This window comes from Bacillus sp. NS1, assembly GCF_058248265.1.
The window spans coordinates 58,468-82,229 of sequence record NZ_JBZAZF010000001.1 but is presented as its reverse complement, the minus strand read 5'-3'; the positions used below and the strand labels follow the sequence as shown (position 1 = coordinate 82,229).

23 protein-coding genes, 4 tRNA genes and 1 pseudogene are annotated in these 23,762 nt (G+C 44.2%); 8 read left to right on the top strand and 20 right to left on the bottom strand.

Annotated features, from left to right (window positions below; genetic code table 11):
- Nucleotides 1-211 precede the first annotated feature (211 nt).
- On the top strand, nucleotides 212-1,111 hold the full coding sequence (locus tag AC4CV5_RS00460; RefSeq protein ID WP_490921890.1) for a PepSY domain-containing protein: 900 nt from the start codon (nucleotides 212-214) through the stop codon (nucleotides 1,109-1,111).
- A 174-nt stretch (nucleotides 1,112-1,285) separates the two neighbouring features.
- Entirely contained in the window at nucleotides 1,286-1,786 is a 501-nt protein-coding gene (locus tag AC4CV5_RS00455; RefSeq protein ID WP_222142414.1) for a PepSY domain-containing protein, read from the top strand.
- On the opposite strand, the pseudogene AC4CV5_RS00450 reads toward AC4CV5_RS00455, so the two are convergent.
- The 14 genes and pseudogenes from AC4CV5_RS00450 to dnaB form a co-directional block, all read right to left on the bottom strand.
- Nucleotides 1,783-1,913, bottom strand: a pseudogene (locus AC4CV5_RS00450) (hypothetical protein). The gene AC4CV5_RS00455 and the pseudogene AC4CV5_RS00450 sit on opposite strands and share 4 nt — an antisense overlap.
- Nucleotides 1,914-1,932: 19 nt before the next feature.
- The gene (gene htrC / locus AC4CV5_RS00445; RefSeq protein WP_490921887.1) at nucleotides 1,933-3,135 is read right to left on the bottom strand and encodes a serine protease HtrC; all 1,203 of its coding nucleotides are present in this window, start codon (nucleotides 3,133-3,135) and stop codon (nucleotides 1,933-1,935) included.
- An 81-nt stretch (nucleotides 3,136-3,216) separates the two neighbouring features.
- Nucleotides 3,217-4,011 carry an MBL fold metallo-hydrolase gene (locus AC4CV5_RS00440; protein ID WP_014115842.1) on the bottom strand — a complete coding sequence of 265 codons (795 nt, stop codon included), beginning with the start codon at nucleotides 4,009-4,011 and terminating at the stop codon, nucleotides 3,217-3,219.
- Between the two features lie 21 nt (nucleotides 4,012-4,032).
- Nucleotides 4,033-4,875: a WalRK two-component regulatory system regulator WalI gene (walI, locus tag AC4CV5_RS00435; RefSeq protein ID WP_166846253.1), complete on the bottom strand. Its 843-nt coding sequence runs from the start codon at nucleotides 4,873-4,875 to the stop codon at nucleotides 4,033-4,035.
- Nucleotides 4,862-6,226: a WalRK two-component regulatory system regulator WalH gene (walH, locus tag AC4CV5_RS00430; RefSeq protein ID WP_248602792.1), complete on the bottom strand. Its 1,365-nt coding sequence runs from the start codon at nucleotides 6,224-6,226 to the stop codon at nucleotides 4,862-4,864. The genes walI and walH overlap by 14 nt, the downstream gene beginning before the upstream one ends.
- Nucleotides 6,216-8,051, bottom strand: a complete 1,836-nt coding sequence (gene walK, locus AC4CV5_RS00425) for a cell wall metabolism sensor histidine kinase WalK (protein ID WP_490921884.1) — start codon at nucleotides 8,049-8,051, stop codon at nucleotides 6,216-6,218. Before walK ends, walH begins: the two co-directional genes overlap by 11 nt.
- A 7-nt stretch (nucleotides 8,052-8,058) precedes the next feature.
- Entirely contained in the window at nucleotides 8,059-8,766 is a 708-nt protein-coding gene (walR, locus tag AC4CV5_RS00420) for a cell wall metabolism DNA-binding response regulator WalR (RefSeq protein WP_166854561.1), read from the bottom strand.
- Nucleotides 8,767-9,149: 383 nt separating this feature from the next.
- Nucleotides 9,150-9,222, bottom strand: a tRNA-Phe gene (locus AC4CV5_RS00415).
- Nucleotides 9,223-9,257: 35 nt separating this feature from the next.
- Nucleotides 9,258-9,334: transfer RNA gene (locus AC4CV5_RS00410), tRNA-Asp, on the bottom strand.
- Between the two features lie 82 nt (nucleotides 9,335-9,416).
- Nucleotides 9,417-9,488 (bottom strand) — tRNA-Glu (locus tag AC4CV5_RS00405).
- Nucleotides 9,489-9,497: 9 nt separating this feature from the next.
- Nucleotides 9,498-9,573 (bottom strand) — tRNA-Lys (locus AC4CV5_RS00400).
- 221 nt (nucleotides 9,574-9,794) lie between these two features.
- Nucleotides 9,795-11,087 carry an adenylosuccinate synthase gene (gene purA / locus AC4CV5_RS00395; RefSeq protein ID WP_222142416.1) on the bottom strand — a complete coding sequence of 431 codons (1,293 nt, stop codon included), beginning with the start codon at nucleotides 11,085-11,087 and terminating at the stop codon, nucleotides 9,795-9,797.
- Nucleotides 11,088-11,291: 204 nt separating this feature from the next.
- Nucleotides 11,292-11,711, bottom strand: coding sequence for a VOC family protein (locus AC4CV5_RS00390; protein ID WP_490921882.1), 420 nt, complete (start codon nucleotides 11,709-11,711; stop codon nucleotides 11,292-11,294).
- A gap of 116 nt (nucleotides 11,712-11,827) precedes the next feature.
- Complete coding sequence (gene dnaB, locus AC4CV5_RS00385) at nucleotides 11,828-13,192, bottom strand: replicative DNA helicase (protein ID WP_003226923.1); 1,365 nt, start codon at nucleotides 13,190-13,192, stop codon at nucleotides 11,828-11,830.
- Nucleotides 13,193-13,361: 169 nt separating this feature from the next.
- On the opposite strand from dnaB, the gene AC4CV5_RS00380 reads away from it, so the two are divergent.
- Nucleotides 13,362-13,562 (top strand): DUF2188 domain-containing protein, encoded by a 201-nt coding sequence (locus AC4CV5_RS00380; protein ID WP_166846241.1) that lies wholly within the window; start codon nucleotides 13,362-13,364, stop codon nucleotides 13,560-13,562.
- 45 nt (nucleotides 13,563-13,607) lie between these two features.
- On the opposite strand, the gene AC4CV5_RS00375 is transcribed toward AC4CV5_RS00380, so the two are convergent.
- The gene (locus tag AC4CV5_RS00375; RefSeq protein WP_166846238.1) at nucleotides 13,608-13,811 is read right to left on the bottom strand and encodes a hypothetical protein; all 204 of its coding nucleotides are present in this window, start codon (nucleotides 13,809-13,811) and stop codon (nucleotides 13,608-13,610) included.
- Nucleotides 13,812-13,931: 120 nt separating this feature from the next.
- Here AC4CV5_RS00375 and AC4CV5_RS00370 point away from each other — a divergent pair, with 120 nt between their 5' ends.
- The 3 genes from AC4CV5_RS00370 to AC4CV5_RS00360 all read left to right on the top strand — a co-directional run bounded on the left by AC4CV5_RS00370 (nucleotide 13,932) and on the right by AC4CV5_RS00360 (nucleotide 17,569).
- Nucleotides 13,932-14,075, top strand: coding sequence for a YycC family protein (locus AC4CV5_RS00370; protein WP_490921879.1), 144 nt, complete (start codon nucleotides 13,932-13,934; stop codon nucleotides 14,073-14,075).
- A 72-nt stretch (nucleotides 14,076-14,147) separates the two neighbouring features.
- A complete protein-coding gene (locus AC4CV5_RS00365) occupies nucleotides 14,148-15,356 on the top strand; it encodes a CynX/NimT family MFS transporter (protein ID WP_222142420.1) in 1,209 nt (402 codons plus the stop codon).
- A 113-nt stretch (nucleotides 15,357-15,469) separates the two neighbouring features.
- Nucleotides 15,470-17,569, top strand: coding sequence for an ArnT family glycosyltransferase (locus AC4CV5_RS00360; RefSeq protein ID WP_490921876.1), 2,100 nt, complete (start codon nucleotides 15,470-15,472; stop codon nucleotides 17,567-17,569).
- A gap of 235 nt (nucleotides 17,570-17,804) precedes the next feature.
- On the opposite strand, the gene rplI is transcribed toward AC4CV5_RS00360, so the two are convergent.
- The 4 genes from rplI to AC4CV5_RS00340 all read right to left on the bottom strand — a co-directional run bounded on the left by rplI (nucleotide 17,805) and on the right by AC4CV5_RS00340 (nucleotide 21,573).
- Entirely contained in the window at nucleotides 17,805-18,254 is a 450-nt protein-coding gene (rplI, locus tag AC4CV5_RS00355; protein ID WP_166846215.1) for a 50S ribosomal protein L9, read from the bottom strand.
- Nucleotides 18,251-20,230, bottom strand: a complete 1,980-nt coding sequence (gene gdpP, locus AC4CV5_RS00350; RefSeq protein WP_003219170.1) for a cyclic-di-AMP phosphodiesterase GdpP — start codon at nucleotides 20,228-20,230, stop codon at nucleotides 18,251-18,253. Before gdpP ends, rplI begins: the two co-directional genes overlap by 4 nt.
- Nucleotides 20,231-20,266: 36 nt before the next feature.
- Complete coding sequence (locus AC4CV5_RS00345; protein WP_166846212.1) at nucleotides 20,267-21,196, bottom strand: YybS family protein; 930 nt, start codon at nucleotides 21,194-21,196, stop codon at nucleotides 20,267-20,269.
- A gap of 227 nt (nucleotides 21,197-21,423) precedes the next feature.
- Nucleotides 21,424-21,573 (bottom strand): hypothetical protein, encoded by a 150-nt coding sequence (locus AC4CV5_RS00340; RefSeq protein ID WP_014115856.1) that lies wholly within the window; start codon nucleotides 21,571-21,573, stop codon nucleotides 21,424-21,426.
- 145 nt (nucleotides 21,574-21,718) lie between these two features.
- Here AC4CV5_RS00340 and cotF point away from each other — a divergent pair, with 145 nt between their 5' ends.
- Nucleotides 21,719-22,201 carry a spore coat protein CotF gene (cotF, locus tag AC4CV5_RS00335; protein WP_014115857.1) on the top strand — a complete coding sequence of 161 codons (483 nt, stop codon included), beginning with the start codon at nucleotides 21,719-21,721 and terminating at the stop codon, nucleotides 22,199-22,201.
- A gap of 29 nt (nucleotides 22,202-22,230) precedes the next feature.
- On the opposite strand, the gene hypR is transcribed toward cotF, so the two are convergent.
- Nucleotides 22,231-22,608, bottom strand: coding sequence for a transcriptional regulator HypR (gene hypR, locus AC4CV5_RS00330; RefSeq protein ID WP_166846208.1), 378 nt, complete (start codon nucleotides 22,606-22,608; stop codon nucleotides 22,231-22,233).
- A 206-nt stretch (nucleotides 22,609-22,814) separates the two neighbouring features.
- On the opposite strand from hypR, the gene AC4CV5_RS00325 reads away from it, so the two are divergent.
- Nucleotides 22,815-23,744, top strand: coding sequence for a manganese-dependent inorganic pyrophosphatase (locus AC4CV5_RS00325; RefSeq protein ID WP_490921872.1), 930 nt, complete (start codon nucleotides 22,815-22,817; stop codon nucleotides 23,742-23,744).
- Nucleotides 23,745-23,762: the final 18 nt, after the last annotated feature.

The window sequence follows — 23,762 nt, the reverse complement described above, 5'->3', positions numbered from 1 at the left end:
CTGTGCTCTCTCCTTAGTTGGCATAAACCTCTGATTAGTTTTTTCCCTTCCCCTCCTATTATTCGTTTTTATCTGAAAACCAACTGAATCCTCCCTAAAAATCAGCTGAATTCAGCAAGTTTTCAGCAAGCCCTCATTTGATTTTCAGCTTCGGCCTATACAATAGCCTTAGTTGGTTCAGCCAACAATGAAATCAAAGGAGGAACATCATATGAATATCACCAAAGTTTTATCAGGAGCCGCGCTGGGAACGATTCTCTCAATCAGTTCTTTAACTTCTGCCCATGCCGCTGTCATTCAAAAGGATGACACATCAGCGAAGGTCGAGACGAAGCAGCAGGCTTCCATCACAATAGCAAAAGCAAAACAAGTTGCTTTGAACAAATGCAAGGGTACTGTTCAATCAGCCCAAATGAAGAAAGTGAACGGCACTTACGTTTATGTTGTCAAAGTTCTCGGTGAGGACGGAAAACAGCATACGATGAACGTCAACTGCGACAGCGGAAAAGTTGTGAAACATGACGTTCAAAAGAAACAAAGCTATATTAGCAAATCAAAAGCTCATTCTATTGCTTTGAAAAACTGCAAAGGTGCGGTTCAATCATCTGAGCTGAAGAAAGAAAACGGTGTTTACGTTTATGTCGTGAAAGTAATGGGTGAAGACGGCAGCCTTCACACGTTCCATATCAATGGAGAAAACGGCAAAGTCGCAAAACACGAGCAAAAGAAACAAGCACATATTTCAAACACAAAAGCGCATCACATTGCACTGAACAAATACAAAGGCGCAGTTCAATCTTCTGAACTGAAGAAAGAAAACGGCGTTTACATCTACGTTGTAAAAGTGCTGGGCGAAGATGGCAGCACTCACACAATCCATGTCAACTGTGACAGCGGTAAAATCGTAAAACAAGAAGTGCAAAAGAAAAACGCAGCCATTACGAAAACAAAAGCGCATAAAATCGCGCTAAACAAATGCAAAGGCACAGTGAAATCTTCTGCATTGAAGAAAGAAAACGGTAAATACGTTTACGTCATTAAAATCACTGCCCAAAACCACACTGAGCAAACAGTGAAAGTGAACGCTGAAAACGGAAGCATTTGCAAATAAAAAATTGATACTTGCCAGCAGTGAAACAACTGCCCGATTCAACGTGTAACACCAGTCTTGTTTTAACACGAAGTTCTAAGTTCATGTCTACCTTTTTCTAAATAATCTTTTAAACTGAACGTGTGTGACCCGCGTTCAGTTCTTTTTACATCATCTCACTAAGGAGGAATACTAATGAATGTAAAAATATTATCTGCAGCTGCCTTAGGCGCCGTCATCTCAATCAGTTCTTTATCTTCCGCACACGCGGCTGTTCTGCATAAAGAGGACACTGCTAAAGTCCAAACAAAGCAGCAGACTTCTATTACACTTTCTAAAGCGAAAACGATTGCATTACACAACTGCAACGGCGCAGTTCAATCAGCTCAAATGAAGAAAGTAAACGATGTTTACGTCTATGTTATTAAGGTGCTCGGCGAAGACGGAAAAGTTCACACCTTCAACATCAACTGCAGCAGCGGAAAAGTCGTCAAGCATCACGTTGACAACAAACAAGCAACAGTCACAAAAGCAAAAGCACAAAGCATTGCACTGAACAAATGCAAAGGTACAGTCAAATCTTCTGCATTGAAGAAAGAAAACGGCATCTATGTGTACGTCATTAAAATTACAGCCAGCAACCACACGGAACAAACCATTAAAGTCAATGCTGAAAATGGAAGGATTTGCAGCTAACAGGCATTGCCTGCTGTTTCACGTGTAACACCCATCTTGTATTTTTCTTCAAATTCGATATATCCTTTTTCAACTGAACGGGCGTGACCCTCGTTCAGTTTTTTTGCATAAAAAAACAGACTGGCAACGGTGCCAGACTGTTTTTATTAACTTCCTAATTGGTCTGCGGAGGACAGCTTAATGTCAACGGATTTTTCTTTTCCGCCCCGGTAAAACTTTACCTTCACCCGGTCACCGACTTTTTTCTGATACAGCCGCTTTCGCAGATCAACAATATCATTTACTTTGTATCCGTCAAATTCCGTAATGACATCCAGTTCCTTCAGCCCTGCTTTTCCGGCAGGTGAGAAGGCATCTACCCCCATCACAACCGATCCATTGGTGACATTCTTAGGAAGCTTCAATGTTTCATCCCAATGATAGCTTGCGATGTCGCTTAGCGATTTCATCTCAATGCCAAGAAACGGGCGTTTGACTTTGCCGTATTTCTCTAAATCCTCTATCACAGGGATCACAAGCTTAGACGGAATCGACAGGCCAATCCCTTCAACCGCCGATTCGGCAATTTTCATTGAATTGATGCCAATGACTTTCCCATCCATATTTAACAAAGCGCCTCCGCTGTTCCCAGGGTTAATGGCCGCATCTGTTTGCAGGACTTCTGCGTTCCAGTCAGGCTGACCGTCATCGTTTGAATCCACAGGAATTGCCCTCTCTGTACCTGAGATGACGCCCTGTGTGACAGAGCCTGCAAACTCAAGGCCTAATGGGTTTCCGATTGCGATAACCGGCTCACCAGATTTGACTTTATCTGAGTTTCCGAAGTCAGCGACCGCTTTGATCTTGTCGCTTTTCACCCGTAAAACAGCAAGGTCCATTAGCTGGTCGCTGCCGACAAGTTCAGCTGATACACGTGAGCCGTCTTTTAGGCTGATTTCAATTTGGGAAGCGCCCTCGATGACATGATGGTTGGTCACGACATAAGCGGAGTTGTCATTTTTCTTATAGATCACGCCAGAGCCGCTCCCAGCCTCGCCGCTCTCTCCCCAAATATCTGATTTTTGGATGTTCACAACCCCAACAACGGCAGGCGACACATTGCTGACAATCTTGGTGACTGCATTGTTGACACTGACATTCACCGTCCTGATTGATTCCCGGCTATTGTTGTTCTGCTGCTGATCTAAGGCACCCGTATCTAACCCTTCATTTGAAAAGTACGGCATGAGAAACGCCATTAATACGGCACCGACAATCACGCCAATCAGACTGGAAAGAAAATATCCTTTTTTGCTTCTCTTTGGCTGTTCAGGAGTAGTATGTTCTTCCTCACGATCGTAATCCACCATATTCCATCCTTTCCAAGAACGTTAATATGGTTATATTGTGGGTTAGAAGCTCCTATAATAGTCATGATTTACATAGAAAAATTATACAGCGCAAAGCGGAGTCGCCTTCTTCGGATCGGTGTCATACAAATCAAATGTCTCACCCGTCACAAATCCTTTAGTAGCCAATGTCTGCTGTACAGACATTCTCGCCAGCTCCTTCATATTGTTATCCTGACTCAAATGCGCCAGGTAAATACGTGACGTCTCGTCGCCAATGACATCAGTCATCGCCAAGGCAGCATCTTCATTTGAAACGTGCCCGACGTCACTTAAAATCCGCCGCTTAATGCTCCATGGGTATCTTCCCATTTGCAGCATGCCGACATCGTGGTTGCTTTCAAACACAAACACATTCGCTGAGCGGATAATCCCTTTCATCCGGTCGCTGACGTATCCCGTATCTGTCATTAATGCGAGCTTTCGGCCGTTATAATGGAATACATAAAACATCGGTTCCGCCGCGTCGTGGGAGACGCCAAACGATTCGACATCAAGTCCGCCAAACGACTTCACCGTCTCCATCGGAAAGACAAACTTTTGATCGGTGTCTATTTTGCCGATCTGGTTCTCCATCGCTTTCCAAGTCTTCTCATTCGCATAGATCGGAAGCTTGTACTTTCTGGCGACTACGCCGAGGCCCTTAATATGGTCACTATGCTCATGCGTCACAAAAATGCCGTCTACATCATCCAGCTTACGCCCAATTTGCGCCATTAGCCCATCCATGGCTTTCCCGCTCAAACCGGCGTCCACCAAAAATGCGTGATCCTCTGTTTCGAGATAAAACGCATTTCCCGTACTCCCGCTCGCAAGTACGCTAAATTGCAAGCTCATGTTTGTCTCACTCCATTATTTTCATTGATCTGTATCTAAAATCGTACTCTCCAAAGCATTCACAGTGAAATACTCTTGTACTGTCTTTTTCTCGCCGTTCACTTTTTTATCGTACTCGACCGTAATTCTCCATACCGGCGCCAGCACCTGCGTACTTGTCAGCGGATATTGTGCTACGTAGCCGAATTTACAGCTCTTCACAGTGCTGTATTCTTTTAATTGATTTTGATAGTACAATAGCTCAACCGCATCCATTTCAGTGATCAAGCTTTCTTTCTGAATTTGCTTGAAGGTCTCAAGCGTTGTCTGGTCGTACGACTCAACCTCATTTTTAGCGTTTAAGTGCAACACCACTTGCCCGATCATATTAGAGGAATTGTCCGTCTTCTGGTAAATATAATGGCCTTCATACGTTTGGAAGAAAATAATTTCTTTCTTCGATTTATCAACCTTCCAAAAATTATATTTTTCACCATCTTGGATTTTTGAAGAAACAAGTGCCTGGGCATCGTCCTCAATATTTTTCTTTGATAGGGCGATCGGATTCGTAAACTTCATTTTCAGGCTTGTTACTTTATGATCATCACTAGGCATGTCCATTAAAGGCTTTTGATCCTTAAGCGCCTCAATTTCCTCCTTGGTAAAGGCCTTTTGATTTGCTGTGATCCGGTAGCCTTCTGTTGCTTCCTTATTCAGGCCTTCGTACGTGATATGGTCAGCCTTCATGTCATGTTCGACATCATTTTTAATGACTTCATATTCTTTGCTGGTAGCCTGCCATTTTTGAAAAAACTGATAGCCTAAGAAAATATCTAAAATGAGGAAGGCAACGATGAAGATTGATTTTGTCTTATTCCACTCCACTGTTTGCCCCCTCCTTCGTCAATAAGTCCTTTGTAATCGGCACAATTTTTCCATTGATTTTCATTGCCCAAACCGGTTCCAATTCAACTAGAGGGTCATCATTGGTTGATGTTGATACCAATTGATAAGCAAGGAAGATCTGGTCAATTTTGTCCGTATCATATTTGGTTTGTTTAGAAAGCAGCATCTTCACTTCGCTGCCGCTCATCAGCTCTGTCTCACTTGTTTTGATCGGATTCGTTCCGAGACTGTAATTCGGCCGCTTATAGCTGAGAATATCATCGTTCGCCCACTGCAACGTAATTGCTGATGTCGCTCCGAACGGTTTAACGGTGCTGTTAATGACCGGCATCTGATCCATAAAGATATAGAAGCTCAACTGCTGGCTGTCATTGATATTGAAAAATTGATAGTGATCCGTCCAGCTTCCCGTATCCTCAAGGTATTTGTGGCTCTTTTTGATTAATTCACCTGTTTGATAAGATGTACTCTGCACCAAATTGCGCTGCTGGAATTGCACTTGGCGCTGGCTTAGATTCACATCTAAACGGCTGATGCCATCTGTCAGCACATTTCTGTTGTTGTAATTTGAATCTTCCCTTACAATGCTCGGGTCGCTGAACAAGGCCTGCTTAAAGGTATTTGTTTTAATTGATTCTGTGACAAATTCTTTCTTGTCCATCGTAAGCGTTTTGTTCGGCAGCAGGAACTCTTTCTTTGAACCAATGGAGAACAAACTGAACGCCGGCATGCTTGATTTCCTGCTGTTCAAGTCATTCATAATGTTCCGGTAGTTTGCCGATTCAACGGTCACTTCCAGAATGAGCTGCTTGCTGTAAGACACCAAATAGATCTTTTTATTCGCTTTCGTTTCGTTGAACGGGATCAGAATATGATCAAACGAACTGTATTCAAATGACTGATTGGACCATTTAAACAGCGTTTGGAAAATATCAATCGGAATTGTGTCGTTGAATTGCAAGTCAAGCTTCGCTTCAAAACCGCCTATTCCATAAAACCAGCTCTTGAATCCAACCTTGTCATACTGATCAGAAATATCTTTGATTCCTTTTACATCCCAATGCGGCAAGTCAGACCAGACTTCTTCATAGGCTTCATTATCGACTCTGTAATGAGCGCCGTCATCATGGATAAACATGTCCCTCGGCCTTACCGTTTCAGAAAGCTTTTGGGTGTTTTTTTCGATTTTATGTTTCTCACGCACAGTAGACTCTGTTGATGATGAGCCTTCAGAAAAGTTTGGCTGGAACGTCCATATCCCCCACGTAAACACAAGACTGATGATGACGAGTACCGTAAGTAATATCGTTTTTATATTTTCACGCTTCATCCCAATCATCCTCTTGCTCCTCTTTATATGGAAGAGTAAATGTAATCGTCGTGCCTTTTCCTTCTACGCTGTCCGCCCAAATATCTCCGCCGTGCGCCTGAACCATTTCCCTGGCAATCGCCAATCCCAGACCGGTGCCGCCGAGCTTTCTCGTTCTCGCTTTATCAACCCTGTAGAAGCGGTCAAAGACCTTTTCGACATCTTTTTTCGGAATTCCGATCCCTTCATCCTTGACACTGATATAAAGAAGTTCTTCCTCTTCATTTACATCAATCGTGAATGTGACATGACCGCCTTCCGGTGAGTATTTTAAAGCGTTAGAAATAATATTATCGAGCACCTGTGTAATTTTATCCTGGTCAATCTCGACGTACAGATCTCTGTCCGGCAGATTTCGGATAAATTCCACATGCTGTTCTTTTGTCATTTCAAAACGGTCAATAATAAGCGACATAAACCGGACAATCTGAATCCATTCCCGGTTAAATTGATAATCCTTGCTGTCAAATTTCGAGAGCTGAAGCAGATCATTAACAAGCCGGATCATGCGCTCTGTTTCATTTTGCGTCACCATTAAGAAACGCGGGGCAATATCTTTATTTTCCCACGCACCTTCCGCTAATGCCTCTAAATAACTGCGCATTGTCGTGAGCGGCGTCCGCAACTCGTGTGAAACATTCGCAACGAACTCTCTGCGTTCCTGATCCATTTTCTCTTGCTCGGTTACATCGTAAATGACAGCGATTAAACCATCGATTTTGCCATGTTCCCTTTGGATCACAGAGAAATTCACGCGAAGCACCGTTAATTCATCATCCCGCTCAATTTCAAGCAGCATAGAATCCTGCTGCTCGACTAAATCTTCAAACGTATAATTCTCTTGAATCCCCAGCAAGCTCGTAATCGGCATTTCTAAGGCTGTTTCACGTGAAACGTTCAATAGCTCCAGCGCCGGGCTGTTTAAGAGAATAATCGCTCCGTTTCGATTTGTAGCGATAACGCCGTCTGTCATATAGGCAATAACAGAAGCAAGCTTTCTGCGCTCTCCTTCTGTCATCGCCTGGGCATCTTCAAGCTCTCTCGTTAAGTGATTAAACGTGGTGGCGAGCTGCCCAATTTCATCATGCCCGTACTTTTTAACCTTCCTCGAGAAATTCCCTTTCGCAAGCTCCATCGCTTGCTTTCTCATATCCGAAAGCGGATGGGTAATGGTTCTTGCCAGAAAAATACCTAGAAGCGCCGTCAAAACAAGTGCCAAACCTGTGCCGGATGCCAGTATCGTGTTGATGGTCTTCATTTGATTAAAGACCTCTTCCATGCTCGCGACAACATAGATCGCTCCGACAACCTCTTGGTTTTCAGTCATGACAGGCTTCGCGGAAATGAGAACTCTGATTTTGCTTTTCGGGTCATAGTACTTTCTTAAATAAGATTGTTTAGTAGAAAAAATTCTTTTAAAGATCAGATCGGTCGTTTGTTTCCCTGCTACTTCCTCACCATACGGCTTTGAAGAACCAACCACTTCATAGCTTTTATCTACAAAACTAATTTCCCGGACCTCATCACTTTTCGTGAAGTCATTCAAAATACGGCTGACGTCATCCTTGATGACGGTACTGTCGTTATCGCTTTTATATTCTTGTTCAATATAGTAAGAAAGGTTGTCGATTCGCTGATTCAGCGATTGTTCATAGGAACTGATCAGCGACTTCTCTACCTGATTGACAAAATACACACCAATGATTTGCATTGCAATGATAATCAAAAGCACATAAATCAAGGTAATCTTAAATTGGATCGACCGAAAAAAACCAACCTTATTCATAAGGGCATTAGTCCTGTTCTGGGTTTCTCAAGTAATAACCTACGCCGCGGCGTGTGACAATCCAATTTGGATGGCTCGGGTTGTCTTCGATTTTTTCACGAAGCCGGCGGACCGTTACGTCAACCGTTCTGACATCGCCGAAGTAATCATAGCCCCAAACGGTTTGAAGCAAATGTTCACGGGTCATCACTTGTCCGATATGTTTTGCTAAATAATGAAGCAGTTCGAACTCACGATGAGTCAATTCGATTGTTTCATCTCGTTTTGATACGACGTACGCGTCAGGGAAGATGACGAGAGAGCCGATATGAATCTCATTAGAGGACGGCTCTTCCTCCGCAGGCGCTGTTGTCAGCTGGCGGCGCAGGTTGGCCTTTACACGTGCCAGGAGCTCGCGTGTGCTAAATGGTTTTGTGACATAGTCATCAGCACCAATTTCAAGCCCAATAACCTTGTCAATTTCTGAATCCTTAGCGGTCAGCATAATGATTGGCATATCGTGCTTCTTTCTGACTTCGCGGCATACTTCAACGCCGTCTTTATTAGGAAGCATAATATCTAAAAGAATTAAATCAGGCTGAAGCTCTTCTACCATTTCAACGGCTTCGTTCCCGTCGTGGGCACAGTGCACTTCATAGCCTTCTTTTCTTAAGTTAAATTCCAATATATCTGCAATCGGTTTTTCATCATCTACTACAAGGATCTTTTTATCCATCATTTTGATTTTCCTCCTGCCGAATAACTTCATTTCATCTATATAACATTCATTTCATCAATTATGGCCCATGTAAACAATGGGTCCTTGTCTATTATAACGGTTTAAGGTCAAAAGATAAAAAAAATAAAGGTTTAGAAAAAAACACATGTTTCACCTTTATCCGCCAATTGTTTATCTTTTGTCATGCTGGTCAACTTTTTTTTAAATAGATAACTTTACTGAAACCTCCCCTCACCGGAGTGCGTCTTTATCAATGACGTCTTCTTCTTTGAGCCGGCCCCAGGGCCGGTTCTCCCTTTTTCTTCTATTATAACACTCCTCATGTTTGCCTTTTTCCTAAAAGAAAAAACGCACCTACGATTGCAGATGCGTTTGGTAAGTGGCTCGGGACGGAATCGAACCGCCGACACACGGATTTTCAGTCCGTTGCTCTACCAACTGAGCTACCGAGCCAAATGTTTTATTTTTCTCTACTAAGTAAAGTAAAATGGCGGTCCGGACGGGACTCGAACCCGCGACCTCCTGCGTGACAGGCAGGCATTCTAACCAACTGAACTACCGGACCTTACAGTAATTTGCCGCGAGAGCTGTCGTGTCAACCCTCGCAGACAAATAAGGAATTTAGCAATAACGCTAAAGTAAATCAATGACCCGTACGGGATTCGAACCCGTGTTACCGCCGTGAAAGGGCGGTGTCTTAACCGCTTGACCAACGGGCCTTCACGAAATGGTGAGCCATGAAGGACTCGAACCTTCGACCCTCTGATTAAAAGTCAGATGCTCTACCAACTGAGCTAATGGCTCTTAAGATGTCGGAATTTCCATAGAGCAAACGACTTGGATCAAGTTCTATCTTGTACTCTATTGAAGCAGTTTCCGTAACAACGAGATTTATAATATCACGAACAAATAGAAGTGGCAATAACTTTTTTGGTTTTTTTTCATATTTTTTTCTCAGACCAACTTATATGCGGCTTTCAAACAAAAAACAAGCCCCATATTAGGGGCTTGTTAGCAAAATCTATTTAGTTCGCACGGTACACGCTGCGAAGGACATTTGTCTGTGAACGGTCTGGGCCGACAGAGAAAATAGAAAGCGGAATGCCTGTCAGCTGAGACACGCGCTCAAGGTAGTGACGCGCGTTTTCAGGAAGCTCGCTTAAGCTTTTCGCACCTGTAATATCCTCAGTCCATCCCGGCATTTCTTCATATACCGGCTCACACTCAGCAAGTGCTTTAAGGCTTGCTGGGAATTCTTCAATGATTTCGCCTTTGTAGCGGTATGCTACACAGATTTTCAGCGTTTCAATTCCTGTTAAAACGTCAATTGAGTTCAAAGAAAGATCTGTAATTCCGCTCACACGGCGGGCGTGGCGGACAACGACGCTGTCAAACCAGCCGACACGGCGCGGACGGCCTGTTGTTGTTCCATACTCGCGGCCGACTTCACGGATTTGATCGCCGATTTCATCTTTCAGCTCAGTCGGGAAAGGACCGTCGCCGACACGAGTCGTATATGCTTTTGATACACCGACAACGTGCTGAATTTTGGTCGGGCCGACACCGGAACCGATCGTGACACCGCCGGCAACCGGGTTAGATGATGTAACAAACGGGTATGTTCCTTGGTCGATATCGAGCATAACCCCTTGCGCGCCTTCAAACAATACACGGCGCCCTTCATCAAGAGCATCATTTAAGACAACAGATGTATCGCAGACATATTTTTTAATCTGCTGGCCGTATTCATAATATTCGTCTAAGATATCCTCAATTTTAAACCCATCTGTCTCGTACATTTTCTCAAGCAGACGGTTTTTTTCTTCAAGATTGCGTTCAAGCTTCTCCGCAAACGCGTCACGGTCTAACAGATCCGCGATGCGAATTCCGATGCGGGCTGCTTTGTCCATGTAAGCAGGGCCGATTCCTTTTTTCGTTGTGCCGATCTTATTAGCCCCTTTTCGCTCTTCTTCCACTTCATCCAATTTCAAATGATACGGCAGAATGACGTGAGCTCTGTTGCTGATTCTCAGGTTGTCTGTACTAACGTTGCGATCATGAAGATACGCAAGCTCTGTGACTAATGCTTTCGGATCTACAACCATTCCGTTTCCGATCACACACGTTTTATCCTTATAGAAAATTCCAGACGGAATTAAGTGAAGCTTGTATGTGACTCCGTCAAACTTGATTGTATGCCCTGCGTTATTTCCGCCTTGATAACGGGCGATCACTTCTGCATTTTCTGAAAGGAAATCTGTAATTTTACCTTTTCCTTCATCGCCCCATTGCGTACCTACTACAACTACTGAAGACATGTCCGTGCACCTCCGTTAACCTTTCAAAACGATTCTATTCAAACAAATCAAGTTTATCAGTGAAGAAACAGAAAGTCAATTGAAATCCGAACATTAAATTATTGAAAATCCATATTCGTTCGCTTTCATTCGATTTATAAGCGTTTTCTCACCGCATTGTCCAAAAAAGCTCGTGAAACTTTCATACTTTAGCATGAAAAAGAGTTACTTGCCTGATATCCCATTTGTATTCATAAAAACGACTCGCCAGCCGTCCGGATCCTCTATCGTCACGCCTCCATGGCTCCAGTACGGGTTCTCTGATTCAACCTCTTGATAGCCCATGTATTTTAGCCTTGAAGTGATTGCTGTCAGTTCATCTGCGTTCGGTACATAAAAAACGAGGAGGCTGTCGGGATGGAGAACGGGAGCATTGCTTTCCCCCTCATACTGGGTGAATTCCAAATGATAATCGGCATAAGGGAGGCCGAACATGACACCGTCATACCCGTTATGCTGCGAAAATTCTCCAATTCGTTTCAAGCCCAGTCCCTCTTCGTAAAAACGAATGATCTCATCAAGCTGGCCCGTAGGCCGCGCAATCCGGATCTGTGCTGCGTGAAAATATGAAAAAGGGTTTCCCATGTTACCATCTCCTTTTTTCACCATTTTATTAAAACGCTTTCAAATTTACATCCGCTAAGCGAACGGTATTTCTTCCATCTTTCGAATGAAAAAACCCCAAGATCAGCTCTTGGGGTTTATGCGCCAGGCGGAACACCTGCGTCATCAAAACGCCGTTCCAGGTTGACGAATTTGTTGTATTCTTTTACGAACGCAAGAGACACGGTTCCTACCGGGCCGTTACGCTGTTTGGCAATAATGATTTCAATAATATTTTTATTCTCGGTTTCTTTGTCATAGTAGTCATCACGATAAAGGAACGCGACAATATCCGCGTCCTGCTCGATACTTCCTGATTCCCGGATATCAGACATCATCGGACGTTTATCCTGACGCTGCTCAACGCCCCGGGAAAGCTGAGAAAGCGCGATTACAGGGACTTGCAGCTCCCTGGCAATCGACTTCAGTTCACGGGAAATTTCAGATACTTCCTGCTGACGGTTATCCTTTGAACGTCCGCTTCCCTGAATCAATTGCAAGTAGTCAATCAAAATCATTCCGAGTCCGCTTTCCTGCTTCAAGCGGCGGCACTTGGCCCGGATTTCACTCACGCGGATACCCGGAGTATCATCGATGTAAATCCCGCTGTTCGAAAGGCTTCCCATCGCCATCGTCAGCTTGCCCCAATCCTCTTCCGTCAGGTTACCGGTACGAAGATTTTGCGCATTGATGTTTCCTTCGGCACAGAGCATACGCATAACGAGCTGCTCTGCACCCATCTCAAGACTGAAAATGGCTACGCTTTCGTCGGTCTTGGTCGCCACGTTTTGTGCGATGTTTAGGGCAAAGGCCGTTTTCCCCACAGACGGACGGGCAGCCACAATGATCAAGTCGTTGCGCTGGAACCCGGCAGTCATCCGGTCAAGCTCAGTAAACCCTGTCGGAATTCCCGTAATATCGCCTTTTCGATTGTGAAGCTGTTCGATATTGTCATATGTTTGGACAAGGACGTCCTTAATATTTTGGAAGGCACTCGTGTTTTTGCGCTGCGCCACTTCCATAATCGTTTTTTCCGCTTCACTGAGTAAATCCTCGACCTCATCCTCACGGGTATACCCGTCTTGAGCGATGGTTGTCGCTGTTCTGATTAATCGGCGAAGAATTGATTTTTCCTCAACGATTTTCGCGTAATATTCTATGTTAGCCGCTGTCGGCACCGAGTTTGCGATATCTGTCAGATAAGAAATGCCACCCACTTCTTCCAGCAGGTCTGTATTCGCAAGCTCTGACGTTACCGTCACCAGATCAACCGGTTCACCTCGGTCACCGAGCACCAGCATCGCATTATAGATTTTTTGGTGGGACATTCTATAGAAATCATCTGGAATCAATACTTCTGAAGCCAGTGTTAAAGCAGACGGCTGTAAAAAAATAGCGCCTAACACGGCTTGTTCGGCTTCTATATTTTGCGGGGGAAGCCGATCATTTAGAAGGTCTGTCATGCTAAGCACCGTCCTCTCATTAAAAAATCTCCAAACTCCATTCTACCATTTCTACAGAAAAAAAATAGAAAAATTCTCTGTTTCCTATTTTTTTCAGCTAGCCGATTGGATCGTTTCGGACAGTAACTAGGCGGGAAAAATGCAATAAAACTTGAGGGAGGAATGAAAGATGATGAAAAAATATTCGGTTACACCCAATGTTGATGCGGACGGCTGGTTTATTAAGGTGGAGAATGTGGCGCCGACAGCTTTGTATACATCTAAAGACGCCGCAATTGAAAAAGCCAAACAGGTGGCAAAAGAAAACAGTCCAGCAAAGCTTGTGATTTATGACCAGTTTAAACATGTGGAAGAAGAATACTCATTTTAACGAATGAAACCCTTCGCTGCAGCGGGGGTTTTTTCGTGGATCAGCTTATTTCATCCATTGGAAGCCTGTATGCATCATCAGATCCGCAGCTTTTTGATACAAATCCCATTCTTCGAACAAAGCAAATTTCCCCATCAGCTCCTGAAGCTTCCGCCTCACAGCTATATATTCTTCAAAGGTGACAGCTTTCTCAGTTTCTTTCTGATGCTCAGTCAGCATTTGTTTTAATAATGACAACGGTGCGTGCATAAGAACCCTCCTTCCCTCTTTTATAACGGGCATTAACAGATTGCTCCATTCCTTTGTGACATCTTCTTACGTTTCACATCTGATTCTTGTACAATGGACAGAAGAGAGGAGGGATCTTTTGTGAGACCTTTGCAAATTTCTGCTGGAACTGCCCAAAAGCTTGCAGAGTCCTTGAACCTGCCGCTAGAACAGATCATGCATATGCCTCAGCATATACTGCTTGCCAAAATGGCTGAATTGCAGAAAGAAGAAAAACAATCATAGCATTCGTTCGCATACTTGCTTTCATCTTACGGAATTATATTTAGTATATGTTAGAAAGAAGGAGTAACTGCTTTGCCACATCCACAGAATAAAAAAATCCAATCGTTTTGGCTGATCGCCGGCATTATCTTTATTGCGTTTAACTTACGGCCCGCGATTACTTCAGTCGGTCCGGTCGTCAGCTCTATCCGGGCAGAACTGCACATGTCCAATGGGGCAGTCGGGTTTTTGACCGCACTGCCGCTGCTTTCATTTGCAGTTCTTTCTCCGATTGCGCCTAAGCTCGGACAGCGCCTCGGAAATGAGCGAACCTTATGGCTTGGTCTCCTGATACTGTTTATCGGCGTTTTGATTCGTTCTACCGGCTATACTGCCGCTTTGTTTTTCGGAACGGCACTCATCGGAGTCGGAATTGCAATCGGGAACGTTCTTTTGCCAAGCTTAATCAAACATAAATACCCTGAAAAATCAGGAATCATGATCAGTCTGTATACGACATCAATGAATATATTCGCTGCCTTAGCATCAGGTGTCAGCGTACCTTTGGCGGCACAAATGGGGGGCGGATGGAAGCAGGCCTTTCTCTTATGGGGCGGGCTGGCTTTCCTTGCATTGATGATCTGGATACCTCAGCTGCGCCACAGGGATACAGCAAACAAGGCGGTGAAGCTTCAAACCAGTCCGATTTGGACTTCCAAAATAGCATGGTTTGTCACCATCTTTATGGGTCTGCAATCATTTTTATTTTACAGCAGTATCACCTGGTTTCCTGAAATTCTCCGTTCACATGGAATTGATACGTCAACAGCCGGATGGATGGTGTCACTCATGCAATTTGCGAGTCTGCCTTCCACCTTTCTGACACCGGTTTTAGCTGACCGTGTGAAACACCAGCGCGGTATCGTTGCGGCACTGACCGCAGTCTATCTGATCGGTCTATGCGGATTATTAGCAGGCGGCAGCCACACAACACTCGCCATTTGGATGGTGATTATCGGTATCGGACAAGGCTCCAGTATTAGTCTGGCGCTCACTTTGATTGGTCTCCGCAGTGAAAATGCCCAGCAGGCGGCTGCGCTGTCAGGCATGTCTCAGTCATTTGGCTATCTGCTTGCAGCCGTCGGTCCAATTTTTGTCGGCTATCTCTTTGACCAGACACATTCATGGACAATGCCGATTGTGCTTCTCATTGCTGCCCTGGTCGTAATGGGAGCAGCCGGATCGGGAGCCGGACGGGATCAATACATTCTTCAAACAGAAAAACAAAGAAATTCAGCGTAAAAGCGGGGGAGCTATCTCCGCTTTTTTCTATGAATTCTTTGAATATTTATGGTTTATTCATAAGTTTTTCATATTTGTTTTTTACAATTAGAAACCATAAGAGGTGAAAAACGATGAAAACCAAACGATTCGACGTAGTCCTTATTCTTATTTTGCTTGCAGCGGCTTTTTTGAATGCGTATAACATTTGGCAGGATGACACAGCGAACCAATACTATTTGGCGGCTGTAAAAAGCATGACGCAAAGCTTCCACAATTTCTTCTATGCGTCATTTGACCCTTCCGGATTTGTAACAGTGGATAAGCCGCCTGTTGTGTTATGGATTCAAACGATTTTCGCACTGATTTTCGGCGTTCACACGTGGAGTGTGATCATTCCTCAGGCTCTTGCTGGAGTTGGATCTGTATTCCTTCTCTACAGAATGATCAAACCGACCTTTGGAATTGGAGCGGCCCGCATTGCCGCACTTGTCATGGCACTGACGCCTATCGCAGTAGCCGTCAGCCGGACAAACAATATTGACAGCATGCTTGTCTTTACCTTATTGCTCGGTTCAGCTTGCCTGCTTCGGGCGGTTAAACAAGGCAAACTGGTTTGGCTGCTGACGGCATTTGCTCTGATTGGGCTCGCTTTTAATATGAAAATGATGCAAGCGTTTATGGTATTGCCTGCATTTGTGTTATTCTACCTGATTGCATCCCGGGTTTCTCTGAAGAAGAAAATCGGGTCTCTGTTTCTGTCTCTCGTCCTTCTGACAGGCCTTTCGCTCTCATGGGCGGTTGTGGTGGATTCAACCTCATCCTCCAGCCGGCCTTATGTAGGAAGCAGCCAGACCAACTCAGTGTTAGAGCTGGCCTTCGGCTACAACGGCACAGAGCGGCTGCTTGGACAAACCACTGGCCTTGCAAGGGGTGATTTGAATGCCGCTGGCGGCGGGAACATGCAGAGTAATAGCACCATGCAACCGCCAAACGGTAACGGATCATCTTCCTCTCAGGACGGAACCAGCAAGCCTGACGGAAGTACCTCCAATCAAAACGGCAATCAATCATTCGGAAACAATTCACAGGCGCCTCAGCCGCTTAACGGACAAAATGGCACCTCCAATGGAGGCATAGGCACACCTCCAACAGGCGGTAATGGACCTGGAAACGGCGGGCCCGGCGGTGGTGGCGGAAAAAGTATGAATATGTTCGGCACCGGCGATGCAGGACCGCTTCGTCTCTTCCAATCGGCACTTTCCGGCCAAATCAGCTGGATGCTTCCATTCGCATTGATCGGATTGCTGGGCGGAATCGTCAGCTGGTACCGTGATCGCCGCGGGCAGGCAGCTGAAATGAAAGAAACAATATTCTGGGCGGCTTGGCTCGTTCCTGTCGCTGGTTTTTTCAGTGTCGCAGGATTCTTCCACCAGTATTACTTGATTATGCTGGCACCGCCGATTGCCGCACTTTCTGGTATCGGATGGTATACGATGTACCGCTTATACACAAACAATAAAGACTGGGCCAGCTTCCTGCTGCCGGCAGCCGTTCTGATCACAGCTGCATTCCAGGTTTATATTCTAAGCGCTTATACAAGCCAAATTGGCAGTGTATGGATGTATGTACTGGGACTCTTAGGACTCGGCATCACCCTTGCGCTTCTGCTGCTTAAACGCAGTCACCCGTTCAGCAAACAACTGACCATCATCAGTTTATGCGTTCTGCTGCTCGCACCGGTCTACTGGTCAGCAACGCCGCTTCTTTACGGAGGCAACAGCGTTCTTCCTGAATCCGGTCCGCAGCTCAAAAGCTCAGCAAACGGCGGGAGCATGTTCTCCTCTGAGGTCGACACCGGACTCCTGTCTTATCTGAGAAAGCATCAAACCGGCGAGGAGTATCTATTTGCTACTTTGACAACCGTAACGGCTGCGCCATACATTATTAATGAAAATGAATCTGTTATGGCAATGGGCGGATTTAACGGCACAGATCCAATTCTGACTGTGTCAGAACTGAAAAATCTGGTCAAAGAAGGCAAAGTGAAGTACTTCCTTCTATCAGGAAATAACTCAGGCAACAGCGAGCTTGTTTCCTGGATTAAGAAAAACGGAAAAGAGATATCATCTGACGAGTACAGCACTTCCTCCAGCAGCACAAACAGCAGCCAGCAAGGCATGAAAGGAGGACCTGGCCGAGAAAGCCAGCAAACTCTTTATCTCGTGGAATAAAAAAGAGGCTTGGAGTTATCCAAGCCTAAGTTTGTAGACAAAATCCTAAAACGGTTTTATTTAGGATTTTGTCATCTTTTTTCAGCGTGATTGAAAACCCTTGAAGTCTAGGTAGAACGAACATTGGGGCACAGCGAATGTAGCAATTCGTGAGCACCAACGCGCAGGACTGACAACGAATGCGAGGGTTTCTCGACACGCTGAGAGGCTTGGAGCAACCCAAGCCTCTTTTCTATTAAACTTCTTCTTTCACATGTACCTTTAACACAGCCTGCACTTCAGGATGCAGTTTCACAGGCACGTTTGTATATCCTAACGCACGGATGCCATCCGGCAGGTCAAGCTTCCGCTTATCTACTTTAATCTTATGGTCTTTTTGGAGCTGTTCAGTAATTTGCTTGCTTGTCACAGAACCAAATAAACGGCCGCCTTCACCTGATTTCGCGCTGAGCTCAACAGTCAGTTTTTCTAATGTCTCTTTTAAGCTCTTTGCCTGCTCAAGCTCGGCAATTGCTTCTTTTTTCTCTTTCTGCTTTTGTCCGTTTAACGCGCTGATGTTTGACGCGTTCGCTTCAACCGCGAGGCCTTTTTTAATCAGAAAGTTATGCGCATAACCGTCTGCTACGTTTTTGACTTCGCCTTTTTTTCCTTTTCCTTTTACATCTTGTAAGAAAATAACCTTCATCTCTGTACGCCTCCCTCAAAATACTCATCTATGGCGTGCTTCAGCCGTTCCAGCGCTTCAGAAACTGAGATGCCGGACAACTGAGTCGCCGCATTTGTTAAATGCCCTCCGCCTTCCAGCGCCTCCATGATGATCTGAACATTGACTTCGCCAAGCGACCTCGCACTGATACAAACCGTTTGTTCATCCCGTCTCGCCACCGCAAATGAAGCCTCAACCTCGCTCATCGACAACAGCGAATCGGCCGCCTGTGCAATCAGCACTTGGTCGAAGTATTCCTCTTCATTTTCAGGAAGAGAAGCGATTGCAATGTTCTCTTTATAGAGGGCCGTATGCTGGATCAGCTTCGCCCGTTTAATATAGGAATCAACGGTTTCTTTCAGGAACTTCTGCACAAGCACCGTATCGGCGCCTTTTGCCCTTAAATAAGAAGCCGCATCAAAAGTCCGCGAGCCAGTACGGAGAGAAAAGCTCTTTGTATCCACTATTATACCAGCTAATAGGGCTGTTGCTTCAATCATATTGATTTTTAAGCGCTTCGGCTGATATTCAAGCAGCTCTGTCACCAATTCCGCTGTCGAAGAAGCGTACGGCTCCATATAAACGAGCAACGGGTCTCTGATAAACTCCTCACCCCTGCGGTGATGGTCGATGACCACAATATGTTCAATTTTATTGACGAGTCGTTCCTCCATAACAAGTGACGGCTTATGTGTATCAACAATTACAAGCAGCGTGTCATCATTGGAGATTTCCATCGCTTCTTCAGGCGTAATAAATCTTGACCACAGCTCTTCATATTTTTTGATTTCCTCAATCAAACGCTGCACACTTGATCCGATTTGATTTGGATCAATGACGATAAAACCATCTTTGTTATTTGCCTGAGCTACCTTTAAAATCCCGATCGCCGCGCCGATAGAATCCATGTCGGGAAATTTATGCCCCATGATAATCACATTGCTGCTTTCAGAGACGATTTCCTTTAAGGCATGAGAAATGACACGGGCCCGCACCCTTGTTCGTTTCTCCATCGGGTTTGTTTTACCGCCGTAAAACTTCACCTTGCCGTTAGGCAGCTTAATGGCTACTTGGTCTCCCCCGCGCCCCAGCGCTAAGTCCAAGCTGGATTGCGCCAAATCGCCAAGTTCTTTCAGCGAGGAGACTGAGGCCCCGACACCGACGCTTAACGTCAGCGCTACACCGTCAAATGAGGTTTTTTCCCGCACCTCATCAAGAATCGAAAACTTCGAATTTTCGAGTTCAGTTAAGATGTGTTCATTAAGTACAGCGATAAAGCGTTCTGAAGACGTCCTTTTCAGGAAGATCCCGTACTCCTGAGCCCAAGCGTTTAGCAAAGATGTTACCTGGCTGTTCATCGTGCTTCTCGTCTGGTCATCCAATCCTTGGGTCACATCATCATAGTTATCAAGAAAAATATACGCCAGCACGGTTCTTTCGTTTTCATATAGCTTTTCAATCTGGATTTGTTCCGTTACATCAAAGAAATACAGCAGGCGCTCATCCCGTTTGATGACAACCTTAAATTTGCGGTCGTTCAATGTAACCGTTTCCGATTCCACCTCTTGTTTGATGAGCGGCACAACCGACTCACAAGTATCGTAAAGGGATCTCCCCACTAATGTGCTTTCATTAAAGCAAGAAGAAAGAAACGGATTCGCCCATTCTATATAATATTGGTCATTAAAAAGCATGATGCCGATCGGCATTTCCATCAATGCCTCTTCACCGACTTTTTTCAACCTGTAGGATAACGTAGAAATATAAGCATCAATCTCTTGTCGAATCAGAGAATCAGCACGTTTAATAAAAAACAAAATAACTGCTAGCAGCAGCACTTCGACGGTTCCTAAAATCCAGTTAAAATAAAAGCTGATGAGGATTGTAATGATTGACAGAGCAATCAATGCATAGATGGGATACCGAAACAGCGGTTTTTCATAAAAGCTTGGCATTTCTATCACTCCCCACCATGTGAGTAAAACTCATGTTCACTTCACCTTATTCCTTATATTAAAGCCCATATCCATAACGCCTAAAATGCGAATGGCTGCCATAAAGATCGGATGCACAAACCCAAGAATCACTGCAATCACGGCCGCAGCCTTCGGATATTGTTTCTTATGGCAATAGAAAAAGATAAATGATAAACCTTGGATAAAAATCAGAAACCCGAGTATAAACTCCCCATTTAAAGCGATAGAGTACAGCATTTGGCCTTTTTCTAAAGGCAAAAATGAAAGTATGACAATCATTAAATACAGCACTACAACACTTTGCGGAAACTTCAACTCTCTAAAAGGCTTTAGATTAGGAATATCGGGGGAGAATCGCCTTAAGAGCGGCTTAGCGATAAGGTAACTGAGGAAAGAAAAAATAGCTCCTACCATCACAATAGCTGTTGGAAAAAGATATTGAACGATACCCAATTGTTCTTCCATCAGTTTCAATTGCTTCTCAAGCTGTTCAGCATTGCCCGACTGCTTCAATACAGTTTCGACAATATCTAGAGATTGCCGGTATTGTGTCATCGCTTCATCAATGATATTGATACCCAAAAACTGAATGCTTATCACAAAATAGAAGACAATACAAAGCATATAAATAAGAGCGCCCGAAATAATGGCGTGCCCGGGTTCTTTCTTTTTGAAATAGTGCCCCATGGCAATGCCGGCGCAAGCTGACATAAAAGCTACAATAAGCCCTGTAAAGGACCCGACAATAAAAACAACCGGAAGACTGACAACACCCATCCATATCCCTAACTTCAATCCATGCCTAATCGTATAAAGGATCATGGGCAGCGGCAGTGCAAATAACAGAATTGTTCCAATCACAGGAACATAAACGACCAAAAGCGTGATGATCGCAAACAGACTGATTAAAATAGCACCTTCCATTAATGCTCTCGTTTGTTTCACTTAGTCACCTCGTATCATCCCGAACATACGAATAGAAAAGAGCAGCATAAACGACTGCTCTTTTTTCATCGCTGCAACATGCTTTGCACCGAATGTTTTTTTATATCATCTTTACATTTTTCTTTTATATTTTAACATAAGTCCAAATCGCAAGTAAAATGACGCCAATGTTTCATGTGAAACATTGCAAATGAAAAGACATTCTTTGAAAAGAATGCCCATCACGGTTAATGTTTATCATCCATAAAGCCAGAAGATTCCTTGTTTTTCTTTTTCGTTTTTCTGACATACATAAAAATTAAGATCACCAGTAAAAGGGTTGTTGCTTGCAGAACGCCGCTGCTAAACAAGAAAAAGTTCTTTATCATCTCCCACATCGTGTTTCACCTCTTTTTGCATGTTCTCAACCCGTATCCTATATAAAGTGAATTTCCCTTTTTAAAAACTTCAAAACATCATGAACAACATTAAGCGTTGGGCATATGCTGATATGGAATCTGATTGATAAAGGAGAATTGTTACATGGATGAACGCAGAACATTGGCTTGGCATGAAACTTTAGAAATGCACGAGCTGGTTGCTTTTCAATCAAACGGACTCATTAGACTGAAGAAAATGATAAGAGAAGTAAAAGACCCTCAGCTCAGACAACTTTATAGTGTGTCCATTCAGGCCGTTGAGCAAAATCTAAGAGAGCTTCTTCCGTTCTTTCCACAGGCGCCGCACAGAGAGGATGAGGAAGAAGAACGCGCGGATAACCCATTTTACAGCGGTGATCTGCTTGGATTTGCCAAAACGTCTGTCCGCAGCTATGCCATCGCGATTACAGAAACAGCAACACCTCAATTAAGAAACGTATTGGTCAAACAGCTGAATGCTGCCATCCAGTTGCATGCCCAAGTTTATCGATACATGTATCAGCATGGATACTATCCGTCCTACAACCTTTCTGAACTGTTGAAAAACGATGTCAGAAATGCCAACAGAGCCCTTTCAATGAAATAAAACAAGCAGCAAAGGAGTTCCCTTTGCTGCTATTTCTGCTGATCCTTCAGCAAACCGTTCGAACGATAAGATTCCAGCACATCTCTGTTGGATTCTCCCCATTCTTTCATTTGCAAAACAATCGGTTCAAGTGTTCGACCAAATTCCGTCAGAGAGTATTCAACCTTGGGCGGCACCTGATGGTAAACCTCACGATGCACGATGCCGTCCGCTTCCAGCTCCCGAAGCTGAAGAGTAAGCATTCTTTGGGTGATATTCGGGCATATTCTGCGAAACTCATTAAACCGTTTCTTGCCATCTATCATGTGATAAAAAAGAATTCCTTTCCACTTTCCGCCAATCACATCTAGCGTAAATTCAACAGGACAGCCTTCTTTGTTCGGGTATATATTCTTTTTTTCACTCATTCTTGCCCCTCCAATAGTACCTTTTTTGATACTACATCACATTTTGCAACTAAGCTACCCAGTATTTTACACACCTTTCCTTTTCAGCTCAAAGAAAATGCTTCTTATTCATATCAATTTTTACGGGTTTGTATGATTACACCTGCAGCAAGACGTGTTAAACTATATAAAGATTACACTACTTAAAAAAAGGATAAGGAGCTATCATGGAAAAGATACTTATTTTCGGACACCAAAACCCAGACACAGATACGATTTGTTCTGCGATTGCTTATGCTGATTTAAAAAACAAACTCGGCTTCAATGCTGAGCCAGTCCGTCTTGGACAAGTCAACGGCGAAACACAATACGCGCTTGACTATTTCAAACAAGAAAGCCCGCGTCTTGTTGAAACAGCTGCAAACGAAGTAAACGGCGTTATCCTGGTTGACCATAACGAACGCCAGCAAAGCATCAAGGACATTGAAGATGTTCAGGTTCTAGAAGTGATCGACCACCACCGCATCGCTAACTTCGAAACAGCTGAGCCGCTGTACTATCGTGCTGAGCCTGTAGGCTGTACGGCTACAATCTTAAACAAAATGTACAAAGAAAATAACGTGAAAATCGAGAAAGAAATTGCCGGCCTTATGCTGTCTGCGATCATTTCTGACTCACTGTTATTCAAATCTCCAACTTGCACAGACCAAGACGTAGCGGCAGCAAAAGAGCTTGCAGAAATCGCTGACGTAGATGCTGAAGAATACGGCTTGAACATGCTGAAAGCTGGCGCTGATTTAAGCAAGAAAACAGTAGAAGAGCTGATTTCTCTTGATGCGAAAGAATTTACACTCGGCAGCAAAAAAGTCGAAATCGCACAAGTAAACACAGTGGACATTGAAGATGTGAAAAAACGCCAAGCTGAGTTAGAAGCTGTGATTTCTAACGTTGTGGCTGAGAAGAACCTTGACCTGTTCCTTCTTGTCATCACAGACATCTTAGAAAATGATTCACTTGCCCTTGCGATCGGTAATGAAGCAGCGAAAGTGGAAAAAGCGTTTAACGTTACATTAGAAAACAACACAGCCCTCTTAAAAGGCGTTGTTTCACGTAAAAAACAAGTCGTTCCTGTCTTAACTGACGCAATGGCTGAATAATAAAAAAGCATCCCGACG